Source organism: Pseudoalteromonas sp. SR43-2 (assembly GCF_014163885.1).
Classification (GTDB): domain Bacteria; phylum Pseudomonadota; class Gammaproteobacteria; order Enterobacterales; family Alteromonadaceae; genus Pseudoalteromonas; species Pseudoalteromonas distincta.
Genome location: NZ_JACJED010000002.1, coordinates 281,762 through 308,633, shown reverse-complemented (window position 1 = coordinate 308,633; position 26,872 = coordinate 281,762). Strand labels below are relative to the sequence as shown.

Here is a 26,872-nt window from a genome sequence, read left to right as displayed (position 1 = left end):
GATTATTTATTACACGCTATGACATTTTTTGTACTTTTTATTGCTACCACATGGGCAGTCATCATTTCTGCCCACTTTAATATCTTCAACAGGATATATAGTGCCATCTAAATAACGCCATTGAGTGTTTTCTTTAATAAACTGCGATTTTTCATGAAGCTCACAAAATAAGTTTTGATAAAAATATTGGGCTTTAAACTCTACAGTTCCAGTATCGCCATCATGGCTTGAGTCAATTAAATCAAGATTTATAAATCGACAGCTGTTAGCAAAATCATTGATTTCTTTAACCGGGTTTTCAGCTTGTTTTTCTTTTGCGTAGGTTTGATAAACATATTTTGCATTTTTAATAACATAAGCGCTGAATCGTGAGCGCATAAGTTGTTCAGGAGTGTCAGCTTGCTTTACAGATAAGTGAAGCGGCTCGCAGCAATCGGCATAATTGTGCCCACTGCTGCAAAAACATAGTATGGCATTGAGTGAAGTCATAATAATAATACAAAGTCTAAAACATTAGTTTAACAAGCTTATTGAGCGAGTGGTATCTCTGTTGTTTGTGCGTTTTTAGTAAAACAGTATAGTTTTGTATTCGTTTTACTTAAATCGAACGATAGATTTGTAAGTAGTTGGTTATTAACTATATCGGTCCAGGTGATTACCGCTGCAAAGTTTCCATTATGTAACGCAGAATTTAATACATACTCTAGATTTACTAGGTGCTTCTGTCTAATAACAAGTAATTTACTTGTATCAATAGAGCATGAGTCAAGTAAAGCTTTGCTCGGTACATGATCTGGCGCAATTAATAACGTCCATGCATTAGAGCTATTATATTGGTGTAATACTTTTAAAAGCTCAAAGGTCGCTGAAATTTCATCTTCAATTTGGATCAAATTTACGCAATCGCTTTGCTCGTCTTGTTGGTAACTTTTAACTGTTCTTACGGTAATAGGCTGTAACATAATTTCACTCACTGGGTTTTTATACAGTATTCATATACAGTAGTTTATACAGTGCTTTCGTGCAAGCATTTTATGCTATTTATTTGTACAGTTATTCAGCTTTTGATCATTGTTTTTTGTTTTTAAATCTATAATTCTTTATTAATCAACTTGTTATAGGCTTGTTTTTGAGAGGGTATTTTTAAAATAAATTTTTGAGTCATGTTTTTATTTGTGGGTTTTATACTGTGTAGGAGTATCTTTGTAACTATATACAGTATTTTTCAACACTGTATACAGTACTTATACCTTAGTTAGTTTATGTGTTTTCACTGGTGCGAGGGATCATATGAGAAAACTGGAGTTGGTGGATTTGTTCGTACAAACTTGCTGCATAACATTGAGCATCTTTAAATCGCTTAGTTTCGATATGTTTGCGTATATCTGTAACCGCTGCAGTGGCAGGTGCGTACCCTTGGCTACTCGCTAAGCTCAACCACGCTACAGCATGAAATACACTTTGTGGCACGCCTTCACCTTTTACAAAAAATAAACCTAAATAAAACTGTGCTCTATGGTTTCCTGCCATTGCAGCAAGGCGCATCCATTTTGCAGCCAATGGAGCTTGATTATTTTTTAAATAATATAGGGCTTTATTAATAGTACTTTGCTCATCTTTTTTATTATCAATGGGCGCGGGGCTGCTTTCTGGTTGAGTAACAAAACCTAAAATGTTGTCTAGCTGTTGCTCTAAGTCTTGCTCACAAGGTGTTGTTTTAAGCATATTGGTTCATTTATTATTTTAACTACTTTAACAGTTTAGTATATAGCAAGGTAAAATGTCCTGTAAAAGATAATTTTTATGTTAAAATCTCGCCACTTTTTACTATCACAAGTTTATTATGTTTGAAGCCTTATTTAAACTCAGCGAAAATAATTCAACAGTTAAACGCGAATGCGTTGCTGGCCTAACTACCTTTATTACTATGGTATACATTGTATTTGTAAACCCGGCTATGCTTGCTGAGGCAGGGATGGACCAAGGGGCTGCATTTGTAGCTACCTGTATAGCAGCTGCGATAGGCTGTTTTATAATGGGTTTATGGGCTAATTATCCATTAGCATTAGCGCCTGGCATGGGACTAAATGCCTTTTTTACGTATGGCGTCGTATTAGGAATGGGTTATACCTGGCAAGCCGCATTAGGGGCTGTTTTTATGTCGGGTTGTATATTTTTATTTTTAAGCTTATTTAAAGTCAGAGAATGGATTATTAATGCCATACCTCTGGTGCTCAAGCGAGCTATCGCAACAGGTATAGGTGCTTTTTTAGCCTTAATTGCCCTTAAAAATGCAGGCATTATTGTCTCAAGCCCAGCAACACTAGTGCAATTGGGCGACATTACTTCCCCAGGCCCATTATTGGCTATATTAAGCTTTTTTGTAATTGCAGCGCTTTTATACCGCGATTTTAAAAGCGGTGTACTTATTAGTATTTTATTAGTGACAGGCATTGCACTAAGTTTAGGGCTAGTTGAATATCACGGTGTTATGGCTATGCCACCATCAATAATGCCTACTTTTATGCAACTAGATTTTGCCGCCGCTTTTGATATATCAATGATGAGTGTTATTTTTGCATTCTTGTTTGTCGATCTTTTTGATACTTCAGGTACATTAGTTGCGGTCACTCAAAAAGCTGGTTTAGCTGATGAAAAAGGTAACATGCCTCGTTTAGGACGCGCACTAAGTGCTGACAGCTCTGCAACAATTGCAGGTGCGATGCTAGGCACGTCTACGACTACATCGTATATAGAATCGGTTGCTGGTGTATCTGTTGGCGGACGTACTGGCTTAACGGCTGTAGTTGTAGGTATTTGCTTTTTACTAATGATGTTTTTTGCACCGCTTGCACAAATGGTACCGGCTTATGCTACGGCAGGTGCTATTTTATATGTCGCTGTGCTGATGCTACAAAATTTAAAGTTTGTAAATTGGGATGATATGACCGATGCAATTCCTGTTACTGTAGTATTACTAATGACACCATTAACGTTTTCGATTGCGCACGGTATTGCACTTGGCTTTATATCTTATACAGCGGTAAAAGTATTGTGTGGTAAGCAAGATCAAATCAGTATTAGTGTTTGGATATTGACAGCCTTGTTTGTTTTCAAGTTTGCATTTTTGTCTTAATGACTAACAAATAGACAAAAAAGCCTGCATAAATTTAATTTGTGCAGGCTTTTTTAATACTTTTTAAAAGAATTACCATTTCTTTTTAGGAGCAAACAATATATCTAAGTCGTCTTGCTCTTCTTCTGTTTTCTTTTTAAGTGCGCTTGCATTAGAAGCTCTCAGTTCAACACTAATTGCTTCTAAGTAACCTTCAACTTCTTGGCGTTTTGTTGTTACATATTCATCGGTGTATGTAACTGCATTGAGCGTTGCCTGTGCTTTTTCAAAATACTGCCTTGCAGAGCCAACCATACTTGCTGAGCGGGCAGATAAGCCACGCTTTACTTGGCTTTCAATATTAATACGTAGTTGTAGTTTTTCGAGACGTTTATCTTCTAAAACAAAAACTTGGCTGTCAATACGACCTTTACTATGTTCAGAGCGTAAAATTGAGCGTAATTTTTTAATGCCTTGAATTAGGCCTACAAGTTGCTTGTCATTACTCGGTAGCGTTAAAGCTTCACTGCTATTATCTTGAACGGGATTAGATAAGTGCGTTTTTGCTTCACTTAAGCGGCTTTTAAGTGCTTTAGATGTTTGCGAGTTATTAACCATTGTATTTAAAGCTTCGTAAATACGGCGTTGTAACGTACGAATTAGATTCTCAGACAGGGGTATGTTAGCACTATTCATTAGCGCTTCTTCTGTTTCTTCTATTATAGCTTTTTGTTTTGTAAGCTCTTTGCGGCGTTCTGCCTCTTGTTTTTCTTTGTGTTGTTGTACAGCACTTACCCAAAGTGCAATCACAATCAATGCAACTATAAGCACTATTATAATAGAAACGATCATGGTGTAATTCTCGGACATATAACCTAATTATTTAATCTTACATTAAATATACGTTAACAGGGTAGCTTTGCGCCGATTAACTTAAAAAATACACCAAAAAATTGATAGGTTGAGCTCTTTATAAACCGTAGTCACCCTAAGGGCTTATAAACTAAAGCTGAATAAACATCGCTACCTCAAGCATATTTATTATGCTAGCCTTGAGCTCTAATCAGATAATTGCACACCTAAAGACCTAAAGTGATATTTTACGTAAATAACACTTGGTTTTAAGCGGTATTGCCTTTATAAATAATATGAATAATAACGTTAAAATTTGCAGCCATGAAATTACAACAACTCAGATACATCGTAGAAGTACAAAATCATAAATTAAATGTTTCAGCGACTGCTGAGAGTTTATTTACCTCGCAGCCAGGAATTTCTAAACAAGTACGCATGTTAGAAGACGAGTTGGGTGTACAAATTTTTGGTCGCAGTGGTAAACATTTAACGCATGTAACCGGTGCTGGCGAAGATATAATTAATATTTCTCGTGAAATACTCTCCAAAGTAGAAGGTATTAAAGCCGTTGCTAATGAGCATACGTTACCTGATCAGGGTAAGTTAAATATTGCCACAACACATACCCAAGCCCGTTATGCTTTGCCTAACGTTATTCAAGGGTTTATGAAAAAATACCCTGCGGTATCGCTTCATATGCACCAAGGTACTCCACAGCAAATATCGGATGCTGCAGCACGCGGTGATGCCGACTTTGCTATTGCAACAGAAGCACTGCATTTGTATTCAGATTTAGTTATGTTGCCTTGTTATCATTGGAATCGCAGTATTGTTGTTGCTAAAGACCATCCGCTCGCTAAAAAGGCAAATAGTTTAACTGTTGCTGACATTGCCCAATATCCACTCATTACATATGTATTTGGTTTTACGGGCCGCTCAGAGTTAGATAAAGCATTTAGCGCACACGGACTTGAGCCACACATTGTATTTACTGCAACCGATGCTGATGTTATAAAAACATACGTACGACTGGGTTTAGGAGTTGGTGTTGTCGCTTCAATGGCGATAGATCAAGTGAGCGATACCGATTTAGTGTGTATTGATGCAAGCCACTTATTTGAAGCAAGCACGACCAAAATTGGTTTTAGAAAGGGCAGCTTTTTACGTACTTACATGTATGATTTTATTGAACGTTTTGCACCGCACTTAACTAAAGAGCGCGTAGAGCGAGCAAGCTTGTTACGTAACCAAGATGACGTAGATAAGTTATTTGCAGATATAGAGTTACCCGTTAAATAAGGTGATTGCATTGAACGAACAATAAAAAAGCTGCCTATTTTAAAATAGGCAGCTTTTTCTCTTTATAGCGAGCTGATTAACATTCGATAATATTAACAGCTAATCCACCGCGAGCGGTTTCTTTGTATTTGGTTTTCATGTCGTTGCCGGTTTCAAGCATGGTTTTAATCACTTTATCAAGTGATACCTTTTGCTCGCCACTGCCACGAATAGCTAAACGTGAGGCATTAATTGCTTTAATCGCGCCCATTGCATTACGTTCAATACACGGTACTTGTACTAAGCCACCAACAGGGTCGCACGTGAGGCCTAAATTATGTTCCATACCAATTTCTGCTGCGTTCTCTACTTGCACAACATTGCCACCAACAATTTCTGTTAATGCGCCTGCAGCCATAGAGCACGCAACGCCAACTTCACCTTGGCAACCTACTTCGGCACCCGATATAGAGGCATTCTTTTTATATAAAATACCAATAGCAGCAGCCGTTAATAAATAACGTGTGGCTATATCGCGGTCTACTTCTTTCACAAATGTGTGATAGTACATAAGCACAGCCGGTAAAATACCCGCAGCACCATTAGTTGGTGCGGTAACTACACGGCCACCTGCCGCATTTTCTTCGTTTACGGCAAGGGCAAATAAATCAACCCAGTCCATTGCACGAAGTGGGTCGTTACTGACCTCTATATTTAGTTTTAAGTATAAGCTAGGCGCTCGGCGCTTTACTTTTAAGCCGCCAGGTAGGATACCTTCGGTACGCATACCACGGTCAATACAGGCCATCATTACTTTCCAGATATGAAACAGCGTGTCTTTTATTTCATCTTCAGTGCGTAGTGTTTTTTCGTTCTTCATCATTAAGCTTGAAACACTAAGCCCTGACTCTTTACACATCTCTAGTAGCTCTTTTGCGCTACTGAAAGGGAAAGGAGCTGGGTTTTCTTCTCTAATATCAAGGGCTGCTTGTTTTTCGTTTTCAAACTCTTCATCAGTGACAATAAAGCCACCGCCAATAGAGTAATATACTTTGCTGTAAACTTTTTCGCCGTTGTTTGAGGCGATAATTTCCATTGCATTAGAGTGCTTAGGCAGCGTTTTGCGACGATGAAAAACAATAGCGCCTTGTTTTGGAAATTTAGATTTGTGTGTTTTGTTTAAATAAATAACCTGATCTTTTTCGATTGTCGCTAAAATGTCGTCGACTAAATCGGCATCTATAGTTTCAGGGTCATAACCGGCTAAACCAAGAATTACGGCTTTACCCGAACCATGGCCAACACCTGTTTGACCCAAAGAGCCATAAAGCTCTACTTTAATATCGGTAACATTTGCTAATAATTGTTGTTCTTGTAGGTCATTAACAAATAAGCGTGATGCGCGCATTGGGCCAACGGTGTGTGATGACGAAGGGCCAATACCAATGCTAAACATATCAAATGCACTGATCATAATGTGTGTGTCTCTACTTTGTTTTATCAGCACGAAGCTGCTCTTTGAACGGTCGAGCATGATAACGTGGAATTGTGATTGTGTAACTACTAATAACGAAGATTTAAACTGGTAAGGCGAGTTGTTTTGTAAAGTTTTTTATAATGCTTGCAGTCGCACCCCAAAGTAAACCATGTGGCGTTTTAAAACCTTGCAAAATAACCGTTTTCCCAAATCGTTGAAAAGGTAAGGGTTGCCAATTAGCTTCGTTATTTAACTCAGTGACCGAGAGTAAAAAGCTCGCTTGTACTTCATTATAGTCATTTTCCCAGGTGGTGCCTTTATTAAGTAAACCCACATAGGGGCTAATACTAAAACCCGTTAATGTTGAATACTCAGGTAAGTGACCTAATACATTAACGTTGTTTTGGGCAATATTTAGCTCTTCTTTTAGTTCGCGAAGGGCTGTGGCGCGAAGGGTAATGTCGCTTACTTCAAACTTACCTCCGGGCAAACAAATCTCCCCAGGGTGATGGTGTAAATAAGTAGGGCGTTTACACAGTAAGATATGTGCATGATTATCTATATCAATAATGGGTAGCATAACAGCGCTAGCGCGTTTTTTACGTGTGTCTTTTAACTGATTTGGCGCAGCTGTAGGGCTTAACAGAAACCGCGCCATAATGTGTTCACTATTCAAAGCGACCTACTGTTTTAATAAAGGGAGGATTTTATTTACTTTATCGTAAGTTTCTTGATATTCCAATTCGACTTTAGAATCAGCTACTATTCCGCCACCTGCCCAGCAGTAAATTTGCGCTTTGTGGCACACCAAGGTACGAATAGTGATACTCGTATCCATATTTCCACATGCACTTAAATAACCAATTGAACCACAATAAATGCTGCGGCGATGTGGTTCTAGTTCTTCAATTATTTCCATCGCTCTAATTTTGGGCGCACCAGTGATTGAGCCACCCGGAAAAGCCGCTTTTAACTGATCGACCGCTGTTTTGCCTTCATCAAGTTCTGAGGTTACCGTGCTTACTAAATGATGCACTGCCGGAAAGCTTTCAATAGCAAAAAGGGAAGGGACGTGAACGCTGCCAGGTTTTGCCGCTTTGCCTAAGTCGTTACGCAGTAAATCAACAATCATGACGTTTTCAGCGCGATCTTTAGCTGATGCTGCGAGTATTTGGGCTTGGCGTTGATCCTCCAGCGCATCCGCTTTTCGCGGCAGAGTGCCTTTAATAGGTTTGGTTTCTACAACGTTATTATTTACAGATATAAAGCGCTCAGGGGAAATTGATAAAATTGCCCCTTGAGGGTGATTTATAAAGCTCGAAAATGGCGCTTTATTTGCCTCACGCAGTTTAATATAAGCTGCCCAAGGGGAGCCTTCAAACTGAGCGTTAAAGCGCTGCGCTAAATTAATTTGGTAACAATCGCCACTTTTTAGATACTCCTCAATTTGGGCAAACTTTGCAGCGTATTCCGTTTCGCTCATATTTGATTGCCAGTCGCTGTTTAGGGCAAAGGACTGCGTATTAACTTGGGAGTTAGCGTGTGTATTTAAGTATTGCTCATAAAGCGCTAATCGATCGGTGTTTGGCTGCGATACATAAAACCAGCTTTGTTGCTGTTTGTCGTAAATAAGGGCATCTAAGTAAAGGCCAATAGCCATTTGGGGAAGATTAATGTCTTCAATAGCATGAGTGGGGATGTTTTCAATTGTACGCCCTAAGTCGTAGCCAAAGTAGCCAAGCCAGCCGCCATTAAAGGGTAAATCGTAATCGGCTTTTGTTTTAGCAAGATGCGAAAGCTCATTATTCATAATTTCAAAGCAGTTATCACTACTTTCTATATTATTTAAAAAGCTTTTATTATTTTTTACTTCAAGGGTACTTTGCGGCTCAATAGCAACAATATCAAAACGGCTGTTTATATGATTACTATTTGCAGAATCTAATAGAATTGCATAAGGCAAATGTGAAAAATGCGCAAAAACGTCAATGCAGTTTTGTGTTATGCCTAATTTAATACAATTTTTTTTATTGTTTAGCATTTACTGCCCCTTTAAGAACTGGCTCGAAACGGGCTGGGAGGGTATCATAAGTCAAATTTTTTGGCAGCACTAAGCTGCAAAAAACAGTGCAAACCACCGTCACCGGTTTGATTTAGATTACGCGACAACGCGTAACGGTAACTTAAGGAACCACTATGAGTACAATTTGTCAGCAAGACTTTATTGATAGCATTGAAGATGCATTGCAATATATTTCGTTCTATCACCCACTTGATTTTGTTCAAGCACTCGAAAAAGCGTACAACAAAGAACAAAGTAAAGCGGCTAAAGACGCCATTGCACAAATTTTAATTAACTCACGCATGTCGGCTGAAGGCAAGCGTCCACTTTGCCAAGACACCGGTATTATTACCTGTTTTGTTAAAGTCGGTATGGATGTTAAGTGGGATAAAACAGATTTAACCGTTCAACAAATGGTTGATGAAGGTACTCGTCGTGCATATTTGAATCCAGATAACCCTTTACGTGCATCTATTGTTGCAGACCCTGCTGGTACGCGTAAAAATACTAAAGATAATACGCCTTCGGTTGTGCATATTGATTTAGTAGCGGGTGGAAAAGTAGAAGTAATGGTTGCGGCTAAAGGCGGCGGCTCTGAAAACAAAAGTAAAATGGTTATGTTAAACCCGTCAGATGATGTTGCTGCATGGGTAGAAAAAACACTACCAACAATGGGTGCTGGTTGGTGTCCGCCAGGCATGCTAGGTATAGGTATTGGTGGTACGGCTGAAAAAGCAGCAGTAATGGCTAAAGAGTCGTTAATGGATCCGGTTGATATCCATGAACTAATGGAACGCGGCGCAGAGACAACTGAAGAAAAACTGCGTTTAGAAATTTTTGACCGTGCTAATAAATTAGGTATCGGCGCACAAGGTTTAGGCGGTTTAACAACGGTTGTTGATGTTAAAATTAAAACGGCACCAACGCATGCCGCTTCAAAACCTGTAGTAATGATCCCAAATTGTGCGGCAACTCGCCATGTACATTTTACGCTTGACGGTTCTGGCCCTGCTAATTTAAAAGCACCTAAACTAGAAGATTGGCCACAAGTAACATTTGAAGTAGGCGAAGGCACACGTCGTGTTGATTTAAATACACTGACTAAAAAAGATGTTCAAGAATGGAAAATGGGTGAAACCGTTTTACTTTCGGGTACTATTTTAACAGGTCGTGATGCAGCGCATAAACGTTTGCAAGATATGATCAATTCAGGTGAAGGTTTACCTGAGGGCGTAGACTTTGATAATAAATTTATTTATTACGTAGGCCCTGTGGATGCGGTACGCGATGAAGCAGTAGGTCCTGCTGGCCCTACAACAGCCACTCGCATGGATAAATTTACCGATATGATGCTAGAAAAAACAGGCATTGTAGGCATGATTGGTAAAGCTGAACGTGGCCCTGCGACTGTTGAGTCTATTAAAGAGCATAAATCTGTTTATTTGATGGCAGTAGGTGGCGCAGCTTACTTAGTATCTAAAGCGATTAAAAAAGCGCGTGTTGTAGCTTTTGAAGATTTAGGTATGGAAGCTATTTACGAATTTGAAGTAGAAGATATGCCAGTGACTGTTGCAGTAGACAGTGAAGGCGCCAATGCGCATACACAAGGCCCTGCTATCTGGAAAGCTAAAATTGAAGAGCTTGATAGCAAGCTAAAATAACGTACGTTTTGTATTTTTAAAAAGCGAGCCTAGTGCTCGCTTTTTTGTTTTTTAAATAGAGTTATTAGCAAGTTTACAGCTCTGACCAGTTTGCGAAAAAGCTTACTTTTTACTGGAAACCTATAGGCAGCGGTACGTAGCGGCCAGGTAGCACTTGTATATTAAACTTTACATGCAACAATTGTATTACGTTCACGTAAACGTAAGTCGGTGTGGTTCTTATATTTATAGTATTTAAAACTTAAAAATGACGGTTTTGTAAATTTTTTATCTATATAAAAGTTTTAATTAGGTTATTTAATTTAAGCTTAATGTTTTCATTGGTTTTATCATCTGTGAGTATAGCGAACACGTATATGAAGTGATAAAGTCTCGGCAATTTCCAGCGCGCATACCCTCTCACGGGTTAACTATTTCGGAGTATTTTAAGTGGCTGTGTTTAATCGAGTTGAATTTGATAACCATGAACAAGTGGTTTTTTGTTCTGATGAAGAGTCGGGTTTAAAAGCAATTATTGCTGTGCATAATACCAACCTAGGTCCTGCAGTTGGTGGATGTAGAATGTGGGATTATGCGAACGACGAAGATGCTGTTTATGACGTGCTACGTTTATCAAAGGGCATGACTTATAAAAATGCAGTGGCGCGCTTACCGTTTGGTGGCGGTAAATCTGTAATTATAGGTAATGCGAAAGAAATTAAATCTGAGCAATTATTCCGTGCATTTGGTCGTCAATTAGAGCGATTAAATGGCAGCTATTACTCAGCAGAAGATGTAAACATCACATGTGCTGATGTAGCTATTATGAATAAAGAGACTAATTACGTATTGGGCCTTGAAGGTAAAAGCGGTAACCCATCGCCATTTACAGCATACGGTACTTTTTTAGGAATTAAAGCAGCGCTACAGCATCAACGTGGCCATCAAAATTTTGCAGGCGTAAAAGTGGCTGTTCAAGGTTTAGGTGCTGTTGCTTATGGTTTATGTAAACATTTACATGATGCGGGCGCTGAGTTGTTTGTAACTGACATTAACCAAGCTGCCATTGACCGTGTAGTAAGTGATTTTGGCGCAACTGCGGTTGGCATTGATGACATTTACGACTTAGATGTTGATGTTTATGCACCGTGTGCACTAGGCGCAACTATTAACGATTTAACTATACCGCGTTTAAAAGCGACTATTATTGCAGGCTGTGCTAATAATCAGCTGGCAGAATCTCGCCACGGTGAAGTTATTCGTGAAAAAGGCATTTTATATGCACCAGATTACGTAATTAACGCCGGTGGTATTATTAATGTTTATTACGAAACAGCGCCAGAAGGTTACAGTGCAGCAGCGTCTAATAAACATGTTGAAGGTATTTTTAATACGTTAACTGAAATTTTTGCTCGCAGCGAAAAAGAGCAAAAATCAACGCATTTAATTGCTGACGAATTAGCGCAAGAGATCATTAAAAACGGTCTGTGATCTAAGTTCTAATTTATATAAGGGTGTGCAATTGCACACCTTTTGTTTATCTGTAAGTTAATGCAATTGTTACTGAACAGCGGTACACTTTATTTTTAATTTTGTGCGGCAAATTATGACTCCCTCAACTTCTCTCATGCAGCCTATCGATTTAGATAATTGGCCTAGAAAGCAACACTTTGAATTATTTAAACACTTTTCTCAGCCTTATTTTAATGTGTGTGTGCGTTTAGATGCTCAAGCACTTTACGACTATTGCAAAACCAATCAATTTTCTTTTTTTCAAGCATATGTATATTGCGCCTTAAAAGCGTGCCATGAGTACGATTCAATAATGCTACGTATAATAGATAGTAAGCCATGGCTACTTAATAGTGTTCGCGCAAGTGTGGTTGAGTTGTCTGAAAACGATACGTTTGTTTTTAGTTATTTTAACAGCGCAAGCGATTTTAAAGAGTTTGCAAATCATGCAAGTGACGTAAGCAAAAAAGCGAAATTACAGCCGTTATTTTCTGATGCATTTGCTCAAACAGAAGGGCAGGCCGACTTAATTCATATATCTGTTTTGCCGTGGCTGAATTTTAGTGCGTTTTCGCATGCATTTAGTGAAGGGGAGAGTTTAGGCATTCCTAAATTTGTATTTGGTCAGTTTGATAAACACACAGGTACAATACCTTTAGCTATCGATGTACACCACTCATTAATGGATGGTTTGCACGTAGCGAAATTTATAAACACATTGCAGGGTACATTTGACTCCTTTTGCAAAGGTTAACTTTAAACACATCATTTAACGGCAGTGCAAGCAGTAATTAACCTGAACTCTGGATAATAAATCTATCTCAAGCAGCTATTTTTAGCGCTAACTGCGTTGAATTTACTTGCAATAGGCCCGTTATTAACGCGTAAATTCGCCTTGTTTTCACTAAAAATCTCTGGCTAGAGAAAATAAATTTAAATATCACCATGATCCAATACATTAGTAAATCTCTTAACCAAAGTTCAGGTTAAGTAATCTATAAGCAATGCGATGTGAATTACTTTATATTCAAATACATAACCTTATATGCTTGAAAAGCACGTGTGCTGGGCATATTTATATACCATACCTTAGCTCAGGAAATCCCCATGATAAATGGACTGTTAATTGTTGTTTTAATTCTTTTTGTGGTGATTTTCTGGCGTTGGCCATCAATTCAAAACCGATTATGGCGCAGTAAATATAAAGACTTTGCTTTAAATTCACAGCAAAAAGATATTTTACTGCGTTGCATGCCCATCTATAAAAAAATGACCGACGCTGACAGAGAAAAGTTAGAGCGACATATTACGTGGTTTTTAAACGAAAAACGCTTTGTCGGTTGTGATGGCTTAAGGCTAACGTCTGCAATGAAGTTAATTGTAGCCGCCGATGCGTGTGTATTAGTGCTTAATAAACCGTGGCCGTTATATAGAAATGTAAAAGAAATTTTATTATACCCAAGTGCTTATTATGCTCCGCAATCAACTCGCGATAGTGCAGGACTTGTGAGTTACCATAATACGGTAAGACTAGGCGAGTCATGGCCTGGCGGCACACTAGTACTCAGTTGGCATGACGTGCTTGAAGGTAACCGCTTGCCAAGTGATGGACATAATTTAGTTTTTCATGAGTTTGCGCATCAACTCGATCAAGAAACAGGTAAAACAACGGGCACACCCATTTTAAAAAGCTCAGCAGATTACAAAGAGTGGGGCCGAGTATTTAGCCGTGCTTTCACCCAGTTGAAAAGTCATGTTGCTTATAGCATGCCACATGTTATTCACAGCTATGGTGCGACTAACGAAGCTGAGTTTTTTGCAGTTATCACCGAAACCTTCCTCGAAAAACCCGCAGAGCTTCGCCGATACGATCCTGAAATTTATAGTATGCTAGTTAATTACTATCAATTTGACCCTATTGTTTGGCATTAAACCTACATAAACCGCGCTTTATCATATAACGCTGGCAAGTTGCGTTTGTTTTTGTTGCAATCATGTGAAATAGTTTTTACTGAAACAATAACAAGCGAGAAACGCATGAAAAAAATGCTTCATACAGTATTAGCATTGTCGGTGTCATTAGCGATAGGGCAGGTAAATGCCGCTGAAAAAGACGAACAAAAATGGCAAGTAGATTCACCAAAAGGGCAATTTGTTGACGCTGCAATTAGCGTTGAGCAAGGCACATGGATGAATATTGATATTAGCCCTGATGGTAAAACTGTGGTGTTTGACTTACTTGGCGATATTTACACTATGTCAATGAGTGGTGGTACAGCTACAAAGCTCACCTCTGATATTGCATGGCAAATGCAACCACGCTTTAGTCCTAACGGCAAAAGTATTGCGTTTACCTCCGACCAAGGTGGCGGCGATAACATTTGGATAATGGACTTAAATGGCGAAAATCAACACGCTGTTACCGATGAAACCTTTAGGTTATTAAATAGTCCTGCATGGAGTCCTGATGGCGACTACTTAGTTGCGCGTAAACACTTTACAGCTAGCCGCTCATTGGGAGCAGGTGAAGTGTGGTTGTATCATAAAGCGGGTGGCAAGGGCGTACAGCTTACAAAACGCGAGAACGATCAAAAAGATTTAGGTGAGCCAATGTTTTCACCGGATGGTCGTTATGTATACTTTTCGCATGATGCAACACCCGGCAAAACCTTTCATTATTCAAAAGATTCTGTAGCGGGTATTTATAAAATTAAGCGCTACGACCGTGAAACGGGTGAAATTGAAACCATAATCGATACGATGGGCGGTGCTATTAGGCCTACACCATCACCAGATGGTAAAAAGCTTGCTTATATAAAGCGTGATGACTTTCAAACTAGCTTGTATTTATATGACTTAACTAGCGGTGAGCACACTAAGCTTTACGATAAGCTTGAGCGAGATATGCAAGAAACATGGGCTATTCATGGTGTATACCCAACCATTGCATGGACACCCGATAACGAAGAGTTAGTATTTTGGGCTGGTGGTACAATTCACAAGCTAGATGTTGCAGACAAATCTGTAAAAACCATTCCTTTTAAAGTGCAAACTACTAAAAAAATTCAAAAAGCAGTGCGCTTTACACAAAACTTAGATACTGATGAGTTTGATGTAAAAATGCTGCGTAATGTGCAAGTAAGCCCAGATGGCGAAACGGCAATTTTTGAAGCGCTTGGGCATATTTATAAACGTGATTTAGAGTCGGGTAAAATTAAGCGTTTAACAAAGCAAACAGATCATTACGAATTATTTCCACAATACTCTCGCGATGGTAAAAAAATAGTTTACACCACATGGGATGATAACAAACAAGGGTCTGTAAGAGTGGTGTCTGCGCGCAGTGGTCGTGGCGATACAATAACTAAAGAGCCTGGTAAATATGTAGAGCCAACGTTTAGCCCAGATGGTAAAACGGTTGTTTATCGAAAAGCTACTGGCGGCAGTATTTTAAACCCTAAGTGGTCACTTAATCCGGGGGTTTATAGCGTAAGCGCAAAAGGCGGTAAAAGTGAGCTTATTTCAAAAAGTGGATATCAACCACAATTTGGAGATGCAAACGATCGCGTTTTTATAATGAGTCCTTGGCCACAACCAACGCTTAGCTTAGTTGAGCTTGAAAGTAAAAAAGTTCGCAAACTGTACGAATCAGAGCATGCTACTGAATTTAGAGTATCACCAGATGGGCAATACCTCGCTTTTGCTGAGCGATTTAAAGTATTTGTAACGCCGTTTGTTCAAAGTGGTAAAACAATTAATATTGGGCCTAAAGACAGTCAATTCCCAATAGAGCAGTTATCGGTACGTGCTGGTGAAAACATTAGCTGGAGTGCTAAGAGCAACAAACTTTATTGGACATTAGGGCCTGAGCTTTATCATGCAAGCCTTGAGGGGATGTTTGCCATTAACAAAGCCGAAGATGCCGACTTTAAAGTGAAAAGTGGCGATAATATTGGTTTCAGTAAAAAAATGGCAGAGTCTAAAGGCATGATTGCGCTCACTGGTGCAAAAATTATAACTATGGATGGCGAAAAGGTTATTGAAAATGGTGTAATCATCACCGATGGCAAGCATATTAAAGCAATTGGTACAGCCAGCGAGATAAGCATCCCTAAAGGTGCTGAGGTTATTGATGTAACAGGCAAAACAATTATGCCTGGTATAGTTGATGCTCATGCACATGGCTCGCAAGCAAGCGATGAAATTATACCTGAGCAAAACTGGAAAAACTTTGCAGGTTTAGCGCTGGGTGTAACTACAATTCACGATCCATCAAATGATACCTCAGAAATATTTACCGCAAGCGAAATGCAAAAGGCAGGCATGATTGTTGGCCCGCGTATTTTCTCAACGGGTACTATTTTATATGGCGCAAATATGCCGGGTTATACGTCGCATATTGACTCGTTAGACGATGCTAAATTTCATTTAGAGCGCCTTAAAAAAGTAGGGGCGTTTAGTGTTAAATCGTATAACCAGCCACGCCGAGAGCAGCGCCAACAAGTTATTGAAGCAGGCCGTGAACTTGAAATGATGGTTGTCCCTGAAGGCGGCTCATTATTACAACATAACTTAAGTATGATTGTAGATGGACACACAGGTATTGAGCATTCAATCCCTGTAGAGAATATATATGACGATATAAAGCAGTTATGGTCGCAAAGTGATGTTGGTTACACACCAACACTTGTAGTGGCTTATGGTGGCATTTGGGGTGAAAATTACTGGTACGATAAAACTGATGTGTGGAATCATCCACGTTTAAGTAAATTTGTGCCAAAAAATCAATTATTACCACGCTCTATGCGCCGCATTAAAGCGCCCGATCATCACTATAATCACTTTAATAACGCACGCGTTGCTGCCGAGCTGCAAGACCTAGGTGTATTAGTTAACTTAGGTGCTCACGGTCAGCGTGAAGGCTTAGGTGCACACTGGGAGATGTGGATGTTTGCACAAGGCGGAATGAGACCGCTTGAGGCAATACGTGCATCAACACTCGATCCGGCTAAGTATTTAGGACTTGATAAAAACGTAGGCTCGCTTGAAGTGGGCAAACTGGCTGATTTAATGGTTATAGATGGCGATCCGCTTAAAAATATTCGAGATTCGGATAAAGTAGATTACACCATGATCAATGGTCGACTATTCAATGCAGAGACAATGAATGAAGTGGGTAAAAAAGAACGCGAACCACTTTATTTTGAAGAACTGTAATTTATTTTAAACTTTTTAAAGCGGCTACATAGCCGCTTTTTTTAGCCTTACACAACTTATAAAGCTTTATGTTTTTGGCAAATAACGGATATAAAAAAACCGCTTAACGCGGTTTCTTTTAAAAATCATAAATGTTGATTAAACAACACCGCGCGGTAAGCGACAGTCATGATCTTTACGAGCTAAAATTACAATCCAAAGTTCTTCCGCTGTGTAACCTTCTTCATTTTCGGTAACAACAGTGAATGGCGCTTTTTTCTGTGCTTTAACAGGAGCAGCTGCTTTTGGTTTTTTCGTTTTAGTTGTTTTACCAGAGTTTAATTTTTTAGTAAGCTCTGCTACGTCAGCTAGGCGTAAATTTTTACCGCCATCAATGCTGTACCAACCAGGTTTGGTTGTGATTTCAGGTTTTTTACCATTGGCGGTTTCGTACGCTGCTTCAAAGGCAGATAACACTTCTGTTTTGTCTAGTTTGCTCATCAGAGACCCTATACGTTGTGAACACAGATAAAGAAGAGGTATTTATACCTATTTTAAAACAGTTTTTCAATTTTTTGCGATTTTCCTTCCATTTTAGGCCTATAAACGCCAAAATTTGCACAAAATTCAGTGCTAAGTAAGGTAAGTTGTATGCAACGTAGAGAATTTAACCAACTCCTAAATGACATTTTGAAACCTCATTTAATAAAAGATTTTTGCCCAAATGGCTTACAGGTCGAAGGTAAAAACGAAATTAAAAAAATTGTGACGGGTGTAACCGCAAGTCAAGCCTTAATAGAAGCTGCCATTGAGCAACAAGCAGATGCTATTTTGGTTCATCATGGTTTTTTTTGGAAAGGGGAGTCTCAACCAATAACGGGTATGAAAAAGCGTCGCATAGGCGCGCTACTAGCAAACGATATTAATTTATTCGGCTATCACTTACCACTCGATATTCACCCAGCAGTTGGCAATAACGCACAACTTGCAAAGTTATTAGATATTGAAATTGAAACAGGGCTAGAGCCAACTCCAAATAGCGTAGCAATGAAAGGGCGTTTAAAAACACCATTAAGTGGTGAAGATTTTGCAGATAAAATTGCAAAGGTGCTTAATCGAACCCCGCTCACAAGCTTAGTACGTTCAGCTAAAATAGAAACTATTGCACTGTGTACTGGTGGTGGGCAAGGATATATTGACTTAGCAGCAGATCAAGGCATTGATGCTTATTTAACGGGTGAAGCATCGGAGCAGACAATTCATAGTTCTCGTGAGCAAAACATTGATTTTTTTGCAGCTGGGCATCATGCAACAGAGCGCTATGGCGTAAAAGCACTAGGTGAGTTACTTGCTCAAGAGCATGGTTTTGATGTGACATTTATAGACATAGATAACCCAGTTTAATTAGGCTATATAAGTTACAGCGCCTCTGGATCTATCCAGCGGCGCAAACTTATCCATATATTTCCTACTACTTCGTGACTGTATTGCGTAACCACAAGTAAGGCATGAGCATTGGGAATAAACTGCTTGCTCCATGGAAGTGCAGCAAAATTATGATAATCAGTGGCTGCGGTTATGACTTCAATACCTTGAGCACTAAATAAGTCTTTGGCACGGGGCATGTGCAGTACAGATGTTACTAGTGCAACTTTAAAGTCGACTAATTTTGATGCCAGTAATTTAGCTTCTTCACCTGTATCCATTGCTTTTGGATTTTGGAAAATACGGCTCTTATTAACGCCTAAACTAATTGCCGTTTGATACATAAGCCCGCTATTAGTGGTATTTTTATAACCCCCGCCTGAAACTATAAGCTCTGCATTAGGGTAGTACTTGGCAAGTTTTACACCTTCGACTAAGCGCGTTAGCGCACAATTACCTAATTGATTATTTGAACTTAAAGCCGAATTTGGGTTTATATCGCAACCTAGTACAACTATTTTGTCTATTTTAGGGTGCTTTAGGGCATTAAATGCAAGCGACGCTGGTTCATTATTTTGGATAATTAAATTTGCGATAAAGGGTGTGCTCAATGCAAGTAATACAATTAAGCTTAAAGTAGACAAGAAGAGGGCTGATTTGCGGCCTTTAAATGCCAGTAGGAGCATCAGGCACGCAAATAAACCAAATAGAGGCAGTGGCATAAGTAAACCACCAATCATTTTTTTAATAACAAACATAAGAGTTAAACGCTGTAGAGTTAATTACAGCGATATTACTTATTATATTGATGATTATCGACCGTTATTTAGCTTACAGGTATTTAAAAAGTGACGATAAACAGGGTTATCTTTCATGTCTTTTTTCATCGCTAAATACATAGGGCGAGTAAGACCAAGAGCGCCCAAAGGAATTGATTTAATTAAGCCTTGGCTTTCATAAGGTGTAACTAGCCAATCAGGTAAAGCGGCAACGCCCATTCCAGCACTTACTAGTTGAAAAATAAGTAGTCCTTGGTCAACCGTTTTTAATGTACCGTCAAAACGAGCATTTTGAATGAAATGCTTAAATATATCTTGGCGTTCACGCGGAATAGGGTATGAAATAATAGTTTCGTTTTTTAAATCAAGCGCTGTTACATACGCTTTTTTAGCAAGTTCATGATCCGGCGCCACAATAAGCTTCAATTTAAAATCAAATAAGTGCGCGTATTCTAATGTGTCGGGTTCGCGTATGTCAGACGTTAAAACTAAATCGAGCTCATCGCTTAGTAAGTCAGGAATAGCGTCGTAACTAAAGCCACGTTCATAATCAATTTTTATATCAGGCCAAAAGTTATTAAATTCTTTAATAGTAGGTAATAACCAATGAAAACATGCATGGCATTCCACGCTCAAACGCAGTTGAGAAATAGGCTGGTTTAAGCTTTCTTTTAAACGACATTTAGTCGCTTCCATTTTTGGCAATATTTCGTGAGCTAATTCAAGTAATAGCATTCCCTGAGGGGTAAAGCGGACTGGTTGAGTTTTACGCTCAAATAATTGGCAATCCAATTTATTCTCTAAATCTTTGATTTGATGAGATAAAGCAGACTGTGTCAAAAATAACTCTCGTGCTGTATTAACCAAAGATCCTGTTTCTTTTAGGGTTGCTATGGTTTTTAAATGTTTAATACCAATCATCTTTAAAAATTCTCATGAAAAAAGTGAGTTCAGCTCAGATTAATTACATACTACGCCTATATAAAAAACGTTTCAACGTCTAGATGGCTAAAGCAATGCATTTTATTGCAGTTTATCGCTATGAATCGTGAAAATATTAGGGTTAGTAATGATAAAAGTCATTTGAAAACTGGTTTGATGAGTTTTAGATGAGTTTGCTTCATGTTGTATTTTAAATATAACGATTGCTGTGTGTTTTAGCTCAGCGTGAGTTTTAACCATGTTGATAACGGTATGAGGTGAGATTTGTTGAATGCATAATTTAGATTGTGGTTTAAAAGCTAGAGTCGTTTTGCCTTATAGCTTAAGTTTAGCTCAATGGGTGAGTATATGCGTAGTACCAAAGCCAGCGACCTACTCGCTGGCTCTTTTTATAAGGGTTTATTAATTAGTAATATGGCTTCTTTGGCAGTAACAGGTTTCGATTTTAAAAAGCCTTGGCCATAGTCGCACGCGGTGGATTGCAAAATAGTTAATTGCTCAACTGTTTCTATTCCTTCAGCTACAACTTCAAGTTTTAATGATTGCGCAAGTGATAAAATGGCTTCAACAAGTGGGTTAGTAGAATCCTGTAGATGGTCAATAAAGCTTTTATCTATTTTTAAAATATGAATAGGCAGTTGGTGCAAGTAGCCTAGTGCTGAATAACCTGTTCCAAAATCATCAAGGCATAATTTTACTTTTAAAGGTGAAAGACCTTCAATTATTTGAGTGGCGAGTTCTAGATTTTCTATTAAGCCAGATTCGGTAATTTCTAAGCATAAAGAACCTAGAGGTAATTGGTACTTATTATAAATGGAATGTATTTGCGCTACAAAATCGAGGCTTGCAAAGTGTCGTGACGATACGTTAACGGTGACTTTTAAAAAGCGATGGCCTTGTTGGTGCCAATTTGAAATATGCTGGGCCGCCAAATCAAGTAAATGTAAATCAAGATTTATAATTTGCCCTGTAGTTTCAGCTATCGGTATAAAGTCATTAGGGGGTACAAACCCTTTTGTAGGGTGGTGCCAACGAACAAGTGCTTCAAAGCCGATAACTTCACTGGTATTAATTGTGAAAATTGGCTGAAAATAGAGTTCAAACTCGTTGTGTTCAATACCGTGTTGTAAGTCGTTTTCTATATCGGCATGGGTTTTAAGTTTTTTACGCATCGTGTTATTAAAAAACTTTACCTGACCACGTCCGGTTGACTTAGCTTCATACATAGCGGCATCGGCTTGTTGCAGTAATATATAAGCTTTGTCGTTTACGTTATCTGTATAGGCAATCCCAATACTCGTTGATGCTTGGAGTAAGTGGTTATCTATATTTAAAGGTTTTGATAATGCGTTTTTAATGCGGTTTAAAGCTTCATTAACTTGGTTTTTATGCGTGATGTTTTCCATAAAAATTGCAAATTCATCGCCGCCTAAACGTGCAAATGTATCCGTGCTTCGTACTGTACCTTTAATCAAGTCGCATATTTTTATAAGGAAGTGGTCCCCAACTTCATGCCCGAGCGAATCATTAATACTTTTAAAACGGTCAAAGTCTAGATACAACAGGGCATGGCTAGTACTCTTTTTAGCACGCGTTAAACGTAAAATAGCATGTTTTATACGTTCAATGAGTAGTGAGCGGTTAGCAAGGCCTGTAAGCTCGTCATGTAATGCTTTGTGCTCAAGTTCTTGGCGGGCTAATTGCCTATCAATTGCCATACTTATTTGGCGACTTACATACGTTAGAAGAGCACTATCGTGTTCGTTGTAATGCAGTGTTTTATCGTAGCTTTGTACAACGATAACCCCGCTTATACGATCACTTGTTTTAAATGGAACACCTAACCAAGACTCAGATTGCCGACCTACCATTTTAAAATCACCGTTATCTATATGACTTTGAAAGGCATCTTTATTGAGTAATAAGGTTTGCTCTGTTTGCAGTAGGTAATATGAAGCAGTGTCTTTAAGTTGTTCTTTAGATATTTTTTGATGTGTTTTGGTGTTTATGCCTTCTTCGACTATATAAACAAGGTCAAGTATATCTACTTTTTTGTCATATAAAGCGATAAAAAAGTTATCGGCTCGAAGTAAGTTATTGATAATTGAATGCAAGGCTTTAAAAAATGTATCTAGGTCATTCGCTTTGTAAGTTAGGTTAGCGATTTGTAATAAGCTGTTTTCTAATTTTTGTGCATTGTTGAGTTGCTCAACTGTTTTTTGTAAGTTGTTTACTGTATTAACCTGGTTAATTTTGGCACTGAGTAAGTGAGCAACTGTTGTAAGAATTTCAAGGTGTGCATTGGTAAAATAACCCTTGATAGGGTGCTCACAATCAATAACACCTAAAACTTGTTCTTTATATATGAGGGGGACACATAGTTCTGATTGAGCAGGGCGTTCATCAGCGATATAACGGCTGTCTTTCGTTACATCGTTAATAATTACCGCTTTTCCGGTCGTTGCAACAGCGCCCGTTATACCTTCACTAAAACGTATTATTTTACGTTCCGCTTGATATTTGTCCCGCGCGTGTGCAATACCCATTGATGCAACTTGGTTTAATGTATTTGCATTATTGTCAGCTAGATATATGACACAATCAACAAACCCTAAGCGATTTACAACATGTGTTGTAACATACTTAAATAATTCTTCTAATGTATCGAGTTGCAATAGGCTAGATGAAAATTGATTAATGATACTTAGTTGATCAGTTTTTATCTCAAGCGCTCTAGTAGCATCGGTTTTATAAGACATAGGCAATTTATATTGTTCTTTTTATTTTTAAATTCGCAGTTAAGTTAACCTAATCTAGGGTTTTTGTACAAATTAAAGCGATGAGTGGTTTCATACACTGTAAAGTTTTAATATAGCGAGTTTTAATTAATCATAAATCATTACAATAAGCTAATAACATTGAATTTGCTCATTGTGCTTTAAATAGTACCTCAGTAATTTTATCCATATAAAAACTTTATTTTTAATAAAATCTTTACTCGAAAACATCATATGCCTATGATCGGATAAATTCAGCCGTGGAACAAAGTAATGACAAGTAATAATACAAACTCTGTAACAACCCTTACTATCACTCGCCCTGATGACTGGCATGTACATTTACGTGATGGTGACCAGTTAAAAGACACTGTACGCGATATTAGCAGATACATGGGCCGCGCTATTGTTATGCCAAACCTTGTTCCGCCAGCAACGTGCACAGATACGGCATTGTCGTACAGAGAACGCATTATGTCTGCAAATCCACAAGGCAACTTTGAGCCATTAATGGTTTTGTATCTCACGGATAAAACTACACCAGATGAAATAATAAAAGCTAAAGCGACAGGTAAAATAGTAGCAGCTAAGCTTTACCCTGCTGGCGCTACCACTAATTCTGACTCGGGTGTTACATCAGTAAAAAATATTTATCCAGCTTTAAAAGCAATGCAAGAAGTAGGCATGTTGCTGTTAGTGCATGGGGAAGTGACAGATTCGTCGATTGATATTTTTGACCGTGAAAAAGTATTTCTGGATACAATTTTAGGAGATGTAGTAAATGACTTTCCTGAGCTTAAAATTGTACTCGAGCATATTACGACTAAAGATGCAGTAGAGTTTGTAGTTAATGCACCTAGCAATGTAGCGGCAACAATTACAGCGCATCACTTGCTTTATAACCGCAATCATATGTTAGCGGGTGGAATTCGCCCACATTATTACTGTTTGCCAATTCTCAAGCGTAACATTCACCAGCAAGCATTAATGGCTGCAGCAATAAGTGGAAATAAAAAATTCTTCTTAGGAACTGACTCTGCACCACATTATAAAGATAAAAAAGAAGCAGCTTGTGGGTGTGCTGGTGCATACACGGCTCATGCCGCTATTGAATTATATGCTGAAGCATTTGAGGATGCAGGAGCTTTGGACATGCTTGAAGGGTTTGCAAGCCACTTTGGCCCTGATTTTTACGAATTGCCGCGTAATACAGATACAATTACATTACAAAGAAAGCCGTGGAAAGTACCTGCAAGTTATACATTGGGCGACTCTGAAGTTGTGCCTATAAAGGCTGAAAATACAATGGATTGGTCTGTCGAATAGCCAATAATATATTTAAATCTAAAGCCGCTTAATTTTTAATGCGGCTTTTTTGTTTGTGCTTTTGATATTATTGAAGCGTAATTCGACGACAGGGTGGTTGTAGGTGGCTTTTGATCTCGCTTACAGCAATAAATATTACAATAATACTTATAGCTTTTTGCTTGTAAATTAGTCAGTTAAAGGCGATTTAAAACAAATTTATATTTTTAAGAAATAATTCCTAATTAATAGAGCGAAAAAAAATATAATGTGTTAATCTTACCTTGCTTTGAGTTTTTATGTATTGAATTTACGGATATTGTGCTGCGTTTAAGGTTACCGGTTAGGTTATTACTTGTTCCTGTACTGTACCTCCATATTTTTGAGCATTGACTCAGGGAGGATATTGCCATAATAATATGGCTGAATTTTAATTATTGACTTACAGGAAAATTTAGTATGTCGGTTACTGGTAAAGTAAAGTTTTTCAACGAAGCTAAAGGCTTTGGTTTCATTGAACAAGAAAATGGTCCTGACGTGTTTGTACATTTCAGCGCAATCACTGGTTCTGGTTTTCGCACTCTTAGCGAAGGTCAAGCAGTGACATTCAGCATCAAACAAGGTCAAAAAGGCCCTGAAGCTGAGAACGTAGAAGCAGCATAATTTATTATGTGAACTCTAGTTCATCTTGGTGAAGCAGGTTTCTGTTTCACCATAATTCCCCTTCCTTAAATCTATTTATTTTAATACCTCAAATTCTCCTTTTTTTAAATCTAAAAAACTACTCAAACATTCTATCTTTGCAAAGCTAAACAACTAATAATCTAACGAACAAAACAATCTTCTAATACTTTTAAAAACCATTCATAAGAATTTATTCAATGGGCCCGATACCAGCTTAAATAAAATCGATGCTCAATATCAATCCATGCAAATTCTGTTTCAAGCTTACTCTGTGTGACGAAGGCTACTCATTGAGAAGGGCTTCTAGGTGCTTCTATTACTTTATTATGTGAACGTAAAGCTTCATTTATAGTGTATTACTAATAAAGTAGGGTAACTCTTCATGATTAACTTAATTACTGAATTAACCTTAACGTTAAAATGGTATTAAAGAATACTTTAAAGCGGTAAATACAACCTGTTTAATTATCAAAAGCTTTTATGTTGATAAAAGAAATGCATTGTTGAGTTTATTATTACTATTTATGGAAAAACACGTTTTAATATAGCTTTAAAAGTTATGTATATAAAGCGTGAGTATCCGATATTAAATATTATCCAGTGTTGTTTTTTTGTGCGACAAATGGTTTGTTTTTTCAGATGAAGTGTAACTGAGGCGATAAAACACGATAAAATCGTGTAAAAAATAACTTTTGTTATATCAATTTATATTTTTTTTAGTTTTTTTTCAGTGCGAATTCAGCTTTAGCTAAATGTTGCAATAATGTTGTTTTATGTCAGTGCAATGCGAATAAATACACCCCTTAAAAGGCTTTAATAGAAATATTAAGAAAAAGCTTCGTTGCAATAATGTTAACTGTTGTGGGCTGGTACTTTCGTTTAAGCATTAACTTAGCTATTTATTTACTGAGATTAGTAAACATCAAGTTGACAGCGCTAATTGCATTTAGCATTATTGGAAGGTTGATATCTATTAAAAGATATCAGGGTTGTTCTCCTCGGAGGATAATTAAATTATAAAAGTAACATTACTTAATTGGTTGGGAACTATGTCTGTTAAAATCAGAAAGAGTCTTGTAGCAACTGCGTTGGTTGGCGCATTTGCATTTGCAAGCAGCAATGTGATTGCAGATCCTTTGAATGACGTGCAAAAAGCAGGTCAACAAATTCAAAAGGCTGCGGTTAAGTCTCAAACTAAAATTGACAATGTATATGGTCAAACTCAGGAGCTAATCGCTGAGTACCGTAGCGTTGTTGATGAGACTGAACTTATGAAAGTGTATAACGATCACGTGTCGCGCTTGGTTGATAGCCAAAACGCTTCAATTGAATCGTTTGATCGTCAAATCGCGACTATTGATAACACTAAACAAAACGTTGTGCCTTTGATGTATCGCATGATCGATACGCTTGAGCAATTCATCAAAGCGGACGTTCCATTTAATCTTGAAACGCGTTTAGGACGTGTTGAAAGACTACGTGAGATCATGGTTTCTGCGTCTGTAACGACGTCTGAAAAATTCCGTCAAGTACTTGAAGCTTACACTATTGAAACAGCATACAGCTCTCTTGTATCTGCTTCACAAGGTACTCTAGAAGTTGATGGTAAAAGCATTAACGTTGATATCGGTCAGTTAGGTCGTATCACTTACGTTGCTCAGTCTTTTGACTTGAAACATGCTTGGGTGTGGGATAACAACACTAAACAGTGGAAAGAATTAGGCGAAGAATACCTAAAACCTGTTAAAGAAGTTATTCGTATGGCGCGTAAGCAAGCGACATTAGAACTTGTTAAACTACCTATCTTTGGCGCGGAGTAATCAAT

The 26,872-nt window shown here is 38.2% G+C and carries 22 protein-coding genes; 11 read left to right on the top strand and 11 right to left on the bottom strand.

All coding sequences use genetic code 11. The features are described 5' to 3' along the window. Positions 1 to 9: 9 nt before the first annotated feature. From H5120_RS02960 to H5120_RS02950, 3 genes are all read right to left on the bottom strand, one after another. Positions 10 to 489 (bottom strand): YchJ family protein, encoded by a 480-nt coding sequence (locus tag H5120_RS02960; RefSeq protein ID WP_182673537.1) that lies wholly within the window; start codon positions 487 to 489, stop codon positions 10 to 12. Positions 490 to 527: 38 nt separating this feature from the next. Continuing rightward, a complete protein-coding gene (locus H5120_RS02955) occupies positions 528 to 962 on the bottom strand; it encodes a SulA-like leucine-rich domain-containing protein (protein ID WP_002961428.1) in 435 nt (144 codons plus the stop codon). A 298-nt stretch (positions 963 to 1,260) separates the two neighbouring features. Further along, complete coding sequence (locus H5120_RS02950; RefSeq protein ID WP_002961427.1) at positions 1,261 to 1,725, bottom strand: tetratricopeptide repeat protein; 465 nt, start codon at positions 1,723 to 1,725, stop codon at positions 1,261 to 1,263. Between the two features lie 118 nt (positions 1,726 to 1,843). On the opposite strand from H5120_RS02950, the gene H5120_RS02945 reads away from it, so the two are divergent. Further along, positions 1,844 to 3,136 carry an NCS2 family permease gene (locus tag H5120_RS02945; RefSeq protein WP_002961426.1) on the top strand — a complete coding sequence of 431 codons (1,293 nt, stop codon included), beginning with the start codon at positions 1,844 to 1,846 and terminating at the stop codon, positions 3,134 to 3,136. A 72-nt stretch (positions 3,137 to 3,208) separates the two neighbouring features. Here H5120_RS02945 and H5120_RS02940 read toward each other — a convergent pair whose 3' ends face one another. Beyond that, positions 3,209 to 3,967, bottom strand: coding sequence for a hypothetical protein (locus H5120_RS02940; RefSeq protein ID WP_182673547.1), 759 nt, complete (start codon positions 3,965 to 3,967; stop codon positions 3,209 to 3,211). A 324-nt stretch (positions 3,968 to 4,291) separates the two neighbouring features. On the opposite strand from H5120_RS02940, the gene cysB reads away from it, so the two are divergent. Beyond that, entirely contained in the window at positions 4,292 to 5,269 is a 978-nt protein-coding gene (gene cysB, locus H5120_RS02935) for an HTH-type transcriptional regulator CysB (RefSeq protein WP_002961670.1), read from the top strand. 76 nt (positions 5,270 to 5,345) lie between these two features. On the opposite strand, the gene H5120_RS02930 is transcribed toward cysB, so the two are convergent. The 3 genes from H5120_RS02930 to pabB form a co-directional block, all read right to left on the bottom strand. Further along, positions 5,346 to 6,722, bottom strand: coding sequence for an L-serine ammonia-lyase (locus H5120_RS02930; RefSeq protein ID WP_182673546.1), 1,377 nt, complete (start codon positions 6,720 to 6,722; stop codon positions 5,346 to 5,348). Positions 6,723 to 6,825: 103 nt separating this feature from the next. Next, positions 6,826 to 7,401, bottom strand: a complete 576-nt coding sequence (locus tag H5120_RS02925) for a CoA pyrophosphatase (protein WP_033021652.1) — start codon at positions 7,399 to 7,401, stop codon at positions 6,826 to 6,828. 6 nt (positions 7,402 to 7,407) lie between these two features. Continuing rightward, positions 7,408 to 8,766, bottom strand: a complete 1,359-nt coding sequence (gene pabB / locus H5120_RS02920) for an aminodeoxychorismate synthase component I (RefSeq protein ID WP_182673536.1) — start codon at positions 8,764 to 8,766, stop codon at positions 7,408 to 7,410. A 155-nt stretch (positions 8,767 to 8,921) separates the two neighbouring features. Here pabB and H5120_RS02915 point away from each other — a divergent pair, with 155 nt between their 5' ends. The 5 genes from H5120_RS02915 (at position 8,922) to H5120_RS02895 (ending at position 17,156) form a co-directional block, all read left to right on the top strand. After that, positions 8,922 to 10,448 carry a fumarate hydratase gene (locus H5120_RS02915; protein WP_007375888.1) on the top strand — a complete coding sequence of 509 codons (1,527 nt, stop codon included), beginning with the start codon at positions 8,922 to 8,924 and terminating at the stop codon, positions 10,446 to 10,448. Positions 10,449 to 10,877: 429 nt separating this feature from the next. Next, the gene (locus H5120_RS02910; protein ID WP_182673535.1) at positions 10,878 to 11,918 is read left to right on the top strand and encodes a Glu/Leu/Phe/Val dehydrogenase; all 1,041 of its coding nucleotides are present in this window, start codon (positions 10,878 to 10,880) and stop codon (positions 11,916 to 11,918) included. 136 nt (positions 11,919 to 12,054) lie between these two features. Beyond that, positions 12,055 to 12,693, top strand: coding sequence for a CatA-like O-acetyltransferase (locus H5120_RS02905; RefSeq protein WP_182673545.1), 639 nt, complete (start codon positions 12,055 to 12,057; stop codon positions 12,691 to 12,693). Positions 12,694 to 13,046: 353 nt separating this feature from the next. Then, positions 13,047 to 13,871, top strand: a complete 825-nt coding sequence (locus H5120_RS02900) for a M90 family metallopeptidase (RefSeq protein WP_182673534.1) — start codon at positions 13,047 to 13,049, stop codon at positions 13,869 to 13,871. A 105-nt stretch (positions 13,872 to 13,976) separates the two neighbouring features. Then, positions 13,977 to 17,156, top strand: coding sequence for an amidohydrolase family protein (locus H5120_RS02895; protein WP_182673533.1), 3,180 nt, complete (start codon positions 13,977 to 13,979; stop codon positions 17,154 to 17,156). Between the two features lie 138 nt (positions 17,157 to 17,294). On the opposite strand, the gene H5120_RS02890 is transcribed toward H5120_RS02895, so the two are convergent. Beyond that, positions 17,295 to 17,636 (bottom strand): hypothetical protein, encoded by a 342-nt coding sequence (locus tag H5120_RS02890; protein ID WP_002961684.1) that lies wholly within the window; start codon positions 17,634 to 17,636, stop codon positions 17,295 to 17,297. Between the two features lie 150 nt (positions 17,637 to 17,786). Between H5120_RS02890 and H5120_RS02885 the strand changes: the two genes are divergently transcribed. Further along, positions 17,787 to 18,539, top strand: a complete 753-nt coding sequence (locus H5120_RS02885) for a Nif3-like dinuclear metal center hexameric protein (RefSeq protein WP_002961686.1) — start codon at positions 17,787 to 17,789, stop codon at positions 18,537 to 18,539. A gap of 14 nt (positions 18,540 to 18,553) precedes the next feature. Here the strand turns inward: H5120_RS02885 and H5120_RS02880 are convergent, their stop codons facing one another. From H5120_RS02880 to H5120_RS02870, 3 genes are all read right to left on the bottom strand, one after another. After that, a complete protein-coding gene (locus H5120_RS02880) occupies positions 18,554 to 19,318 on the bottom strand; it encodes a YdcF family protein (RefSeq protein ID WP_182673532.1) in 765 nt (254 codons plus the stop codon). A 54-nt stretch (positions 19,319 to 19,372) separates the two neighbouring features. Beyond that, entirely contained in the window at positions 19,373 to 20,260 is an 888-nt protein-coding gene (locus H5120_RS02875) for a LysR family transcriptional regulator (protein ID WP_002961689.1), read from the bottom strand. Positions 20,261 to 20,670: 410 nt separating this feature from the next. Next, entirely contained in the window at positions 20,671 to 23,040 is a 2,370-nt protein-coding gene (locus H5120_RS02870) for an EAL domain-containing protein (RefSeq protein WP_182673531.1), read from the bottom strand. Positions 23,041 to 23,331: 291 nt separating this feature from the next. Here H5120_RS02870 and pyrC point away from each other — a divergent pair, with 291 nt between their 5' ends. From pyrC to H5120_RS02855, 3 genes are all read left to right on the top strand, one after another. Then, entirely contained in the window at positions 23,332 to 24,384 is a 1,053-nt protein-coding gene (gene pyrC / locus H5120_RS02865) for a dihydroorotase (protein ID WP_182673530.1), read from the top strand. A gap of 438 nt (positions 24,385 to 24,822) precedes the next feature. Next, complete coding sequence (locus H5120_RS02860) at positions 24,823 to 25,026, top strand: cold-shock protein (RefSeq protein ID WP_002961702.1); 204 nt, start codon at positions 24,823 to 24,825, stop codon at positions 25,024 to 25,026. A 1,070-nt stretch (positions 25,027 to 26,096) separates the two neighbouring features. Beyond that, positions 26,097 to 26,867 (top strand): DUF3450 domain-containing protein, encoded by a 771-nt coding sequence (locus H5120_RS02855; RefSeq protein ID WP_024590812.1) that lies wholly within the window; start codon positions 26,097 to 26,099, stop codon positions 26,865 to 26,867. Positions 26,868 to 26,872 lie beyond the last annotated feature (5 nt).

What these genes read in the sequence shown, in the direction of transcription:
- H5120_RS02855 (WP_024590812.1), top strand. Translation starts at nt 26,097, where the DNA reads ATGTCTGTTAAAATCAGAAAGAGTCTTGTAGCAACTGCGTTGGTTGGC.
- H5120_RS02885 (WP_002961686.1), top strand. Translation starts at nt 17,787, where the DNA reads ATGCAACGTAGAGAATTTAACCAACTCCTAAATGACATTTTGAAACCT.
- cysB (WP_002961670.1), top strand. Translation starts at nt 4,292, where the DNA reads ATGAAATTACAACAACTCAGATACATCGTAGAAGTACAAAATCATAAA.
- H5120_RS02950 (WP_002961427.1), bottom strand. Translation starts at nt 1,725, where the DNA reads ATGCTTAAAACAACACCTTGTGAGCAAGACTTAGAGCAACAGCTAGAC.
- H5120_RS02880 (WP_182673532.1), bottom strand. Translation starts at nt 19,318, where the DNA reads ATGTTTGTTATTAAAAAAATGATTGGTGGTTTACTTATGCCACTGCCT.
- H5120_RS02895 (WP_182673533.1), top strand. Translation starts at nt 13,977, where the DNA reads ATGAAAAAAATGCTTCATACAGTATTAGCATTGTCGGTGTCATTAGCG.
- pyrC (WP_182673530.1), top strand. Translation starts at nt 23,332, where the DNA reads ATGACAAGTAATAATACAAACTCTGTAACAACCCTTACTATCACTCGC.
- H5120_RS02870 (WP_182673531.1), bottom strand. Translation starts at nt 23,040, where the DNA reads ATGTCTTATAAAACCGATGCTACTAGAGCGCTTGAGATAAAAACTGAT.
- H5120_RS02915 (WP_007375888.1), top strand. Translation starts at nt 8,922, where the DNA reads ATGAGTACAATTTGTCAGCAAGACTTTATTGATAGCATTGAAGATGCA.
- H5120_RS02930 (WP_182673546.1), bottom strand. Translation starts at nt 6,722, where the DNA reads ATGATCAGTGCATTTGATATGTTTAGCATTGGTATTGGCCCTTCGTCA.
- H5120_RS02875 (WP_002961689.1), bottom strand. Translation starts at nt 20,260, where the DNA reads ATGATTGGTATTAAACATTTAAAAACCATAGCAACCCTAAAAGAAACA.
- H5120_RS02945 (WP_002961426.1), top strand. Translation starts at nt 1,844, where the DNA reads ATGTTTGAAGCCTTATTTAAACTCAGCGAAAATAATTCAACAGTTAAA.
- H5120_RS02900 (WP_182673534.1), top strand. Translation starts at nt 13,047, where the DNA reads ATGATAAATGGACTGTTAATTGTTGTTTTAATTCTTTTTGTGGTGATT.
- H5120_RS02955 (WP_002961428.1), bottom strand. Translation starts at nt 962, where the DNA reads ATGTTACAGCCTATTACCGTAAGAACAGTTAAAAGTTACCAACAAGAC.
- H5120_RS02860 (WP_002961702.1), top strand. Translation starts at nt 24,823, where the DNA reads ATGTCGGTTACTGGTAAAGTAAAGTTTTTCAACGAAGCTAAAGGCTTT.
- pabB (WP_182673536.1), bottom strand. Translation starts at nt 8,766, where the DNA reads ATGCTAAACAATAAAAAAAATTGTATTAAATTAGGCATAACACAAAAC.
- H5120_RS02960 (WP_182673537.1), bottom strand. Translation starts at nt 489, where the DNA reads ATGACTTCACTCAATGCCATACTATGTTTTTGCAGCAGTGGGCACAAT.
- H5120_RS02905 (WP_182673545.1), top strand. Translation starts at nt 12,055, where the DNA reads ATGCAGCCTATCGATTTAGATAATTGGCCTAGAAAGCAACACTTTGAA.
- H5120_RS02890 (WP_002961684.1), bottom strand. Translation starts at nt 17,636, where the DNA reads ATGAGCAAACTAGACAAAACAGAAGTGTTATCTGCCTTTGAAGCAGCG.
- H5120_RS02940 (WP_182673547.1), bottom strand. Translation starts at nt 3,967, where the DNA reads ATGATCGTTTCTATTATAATAGTGCTTATAGTTGCATTGATTGTGATT.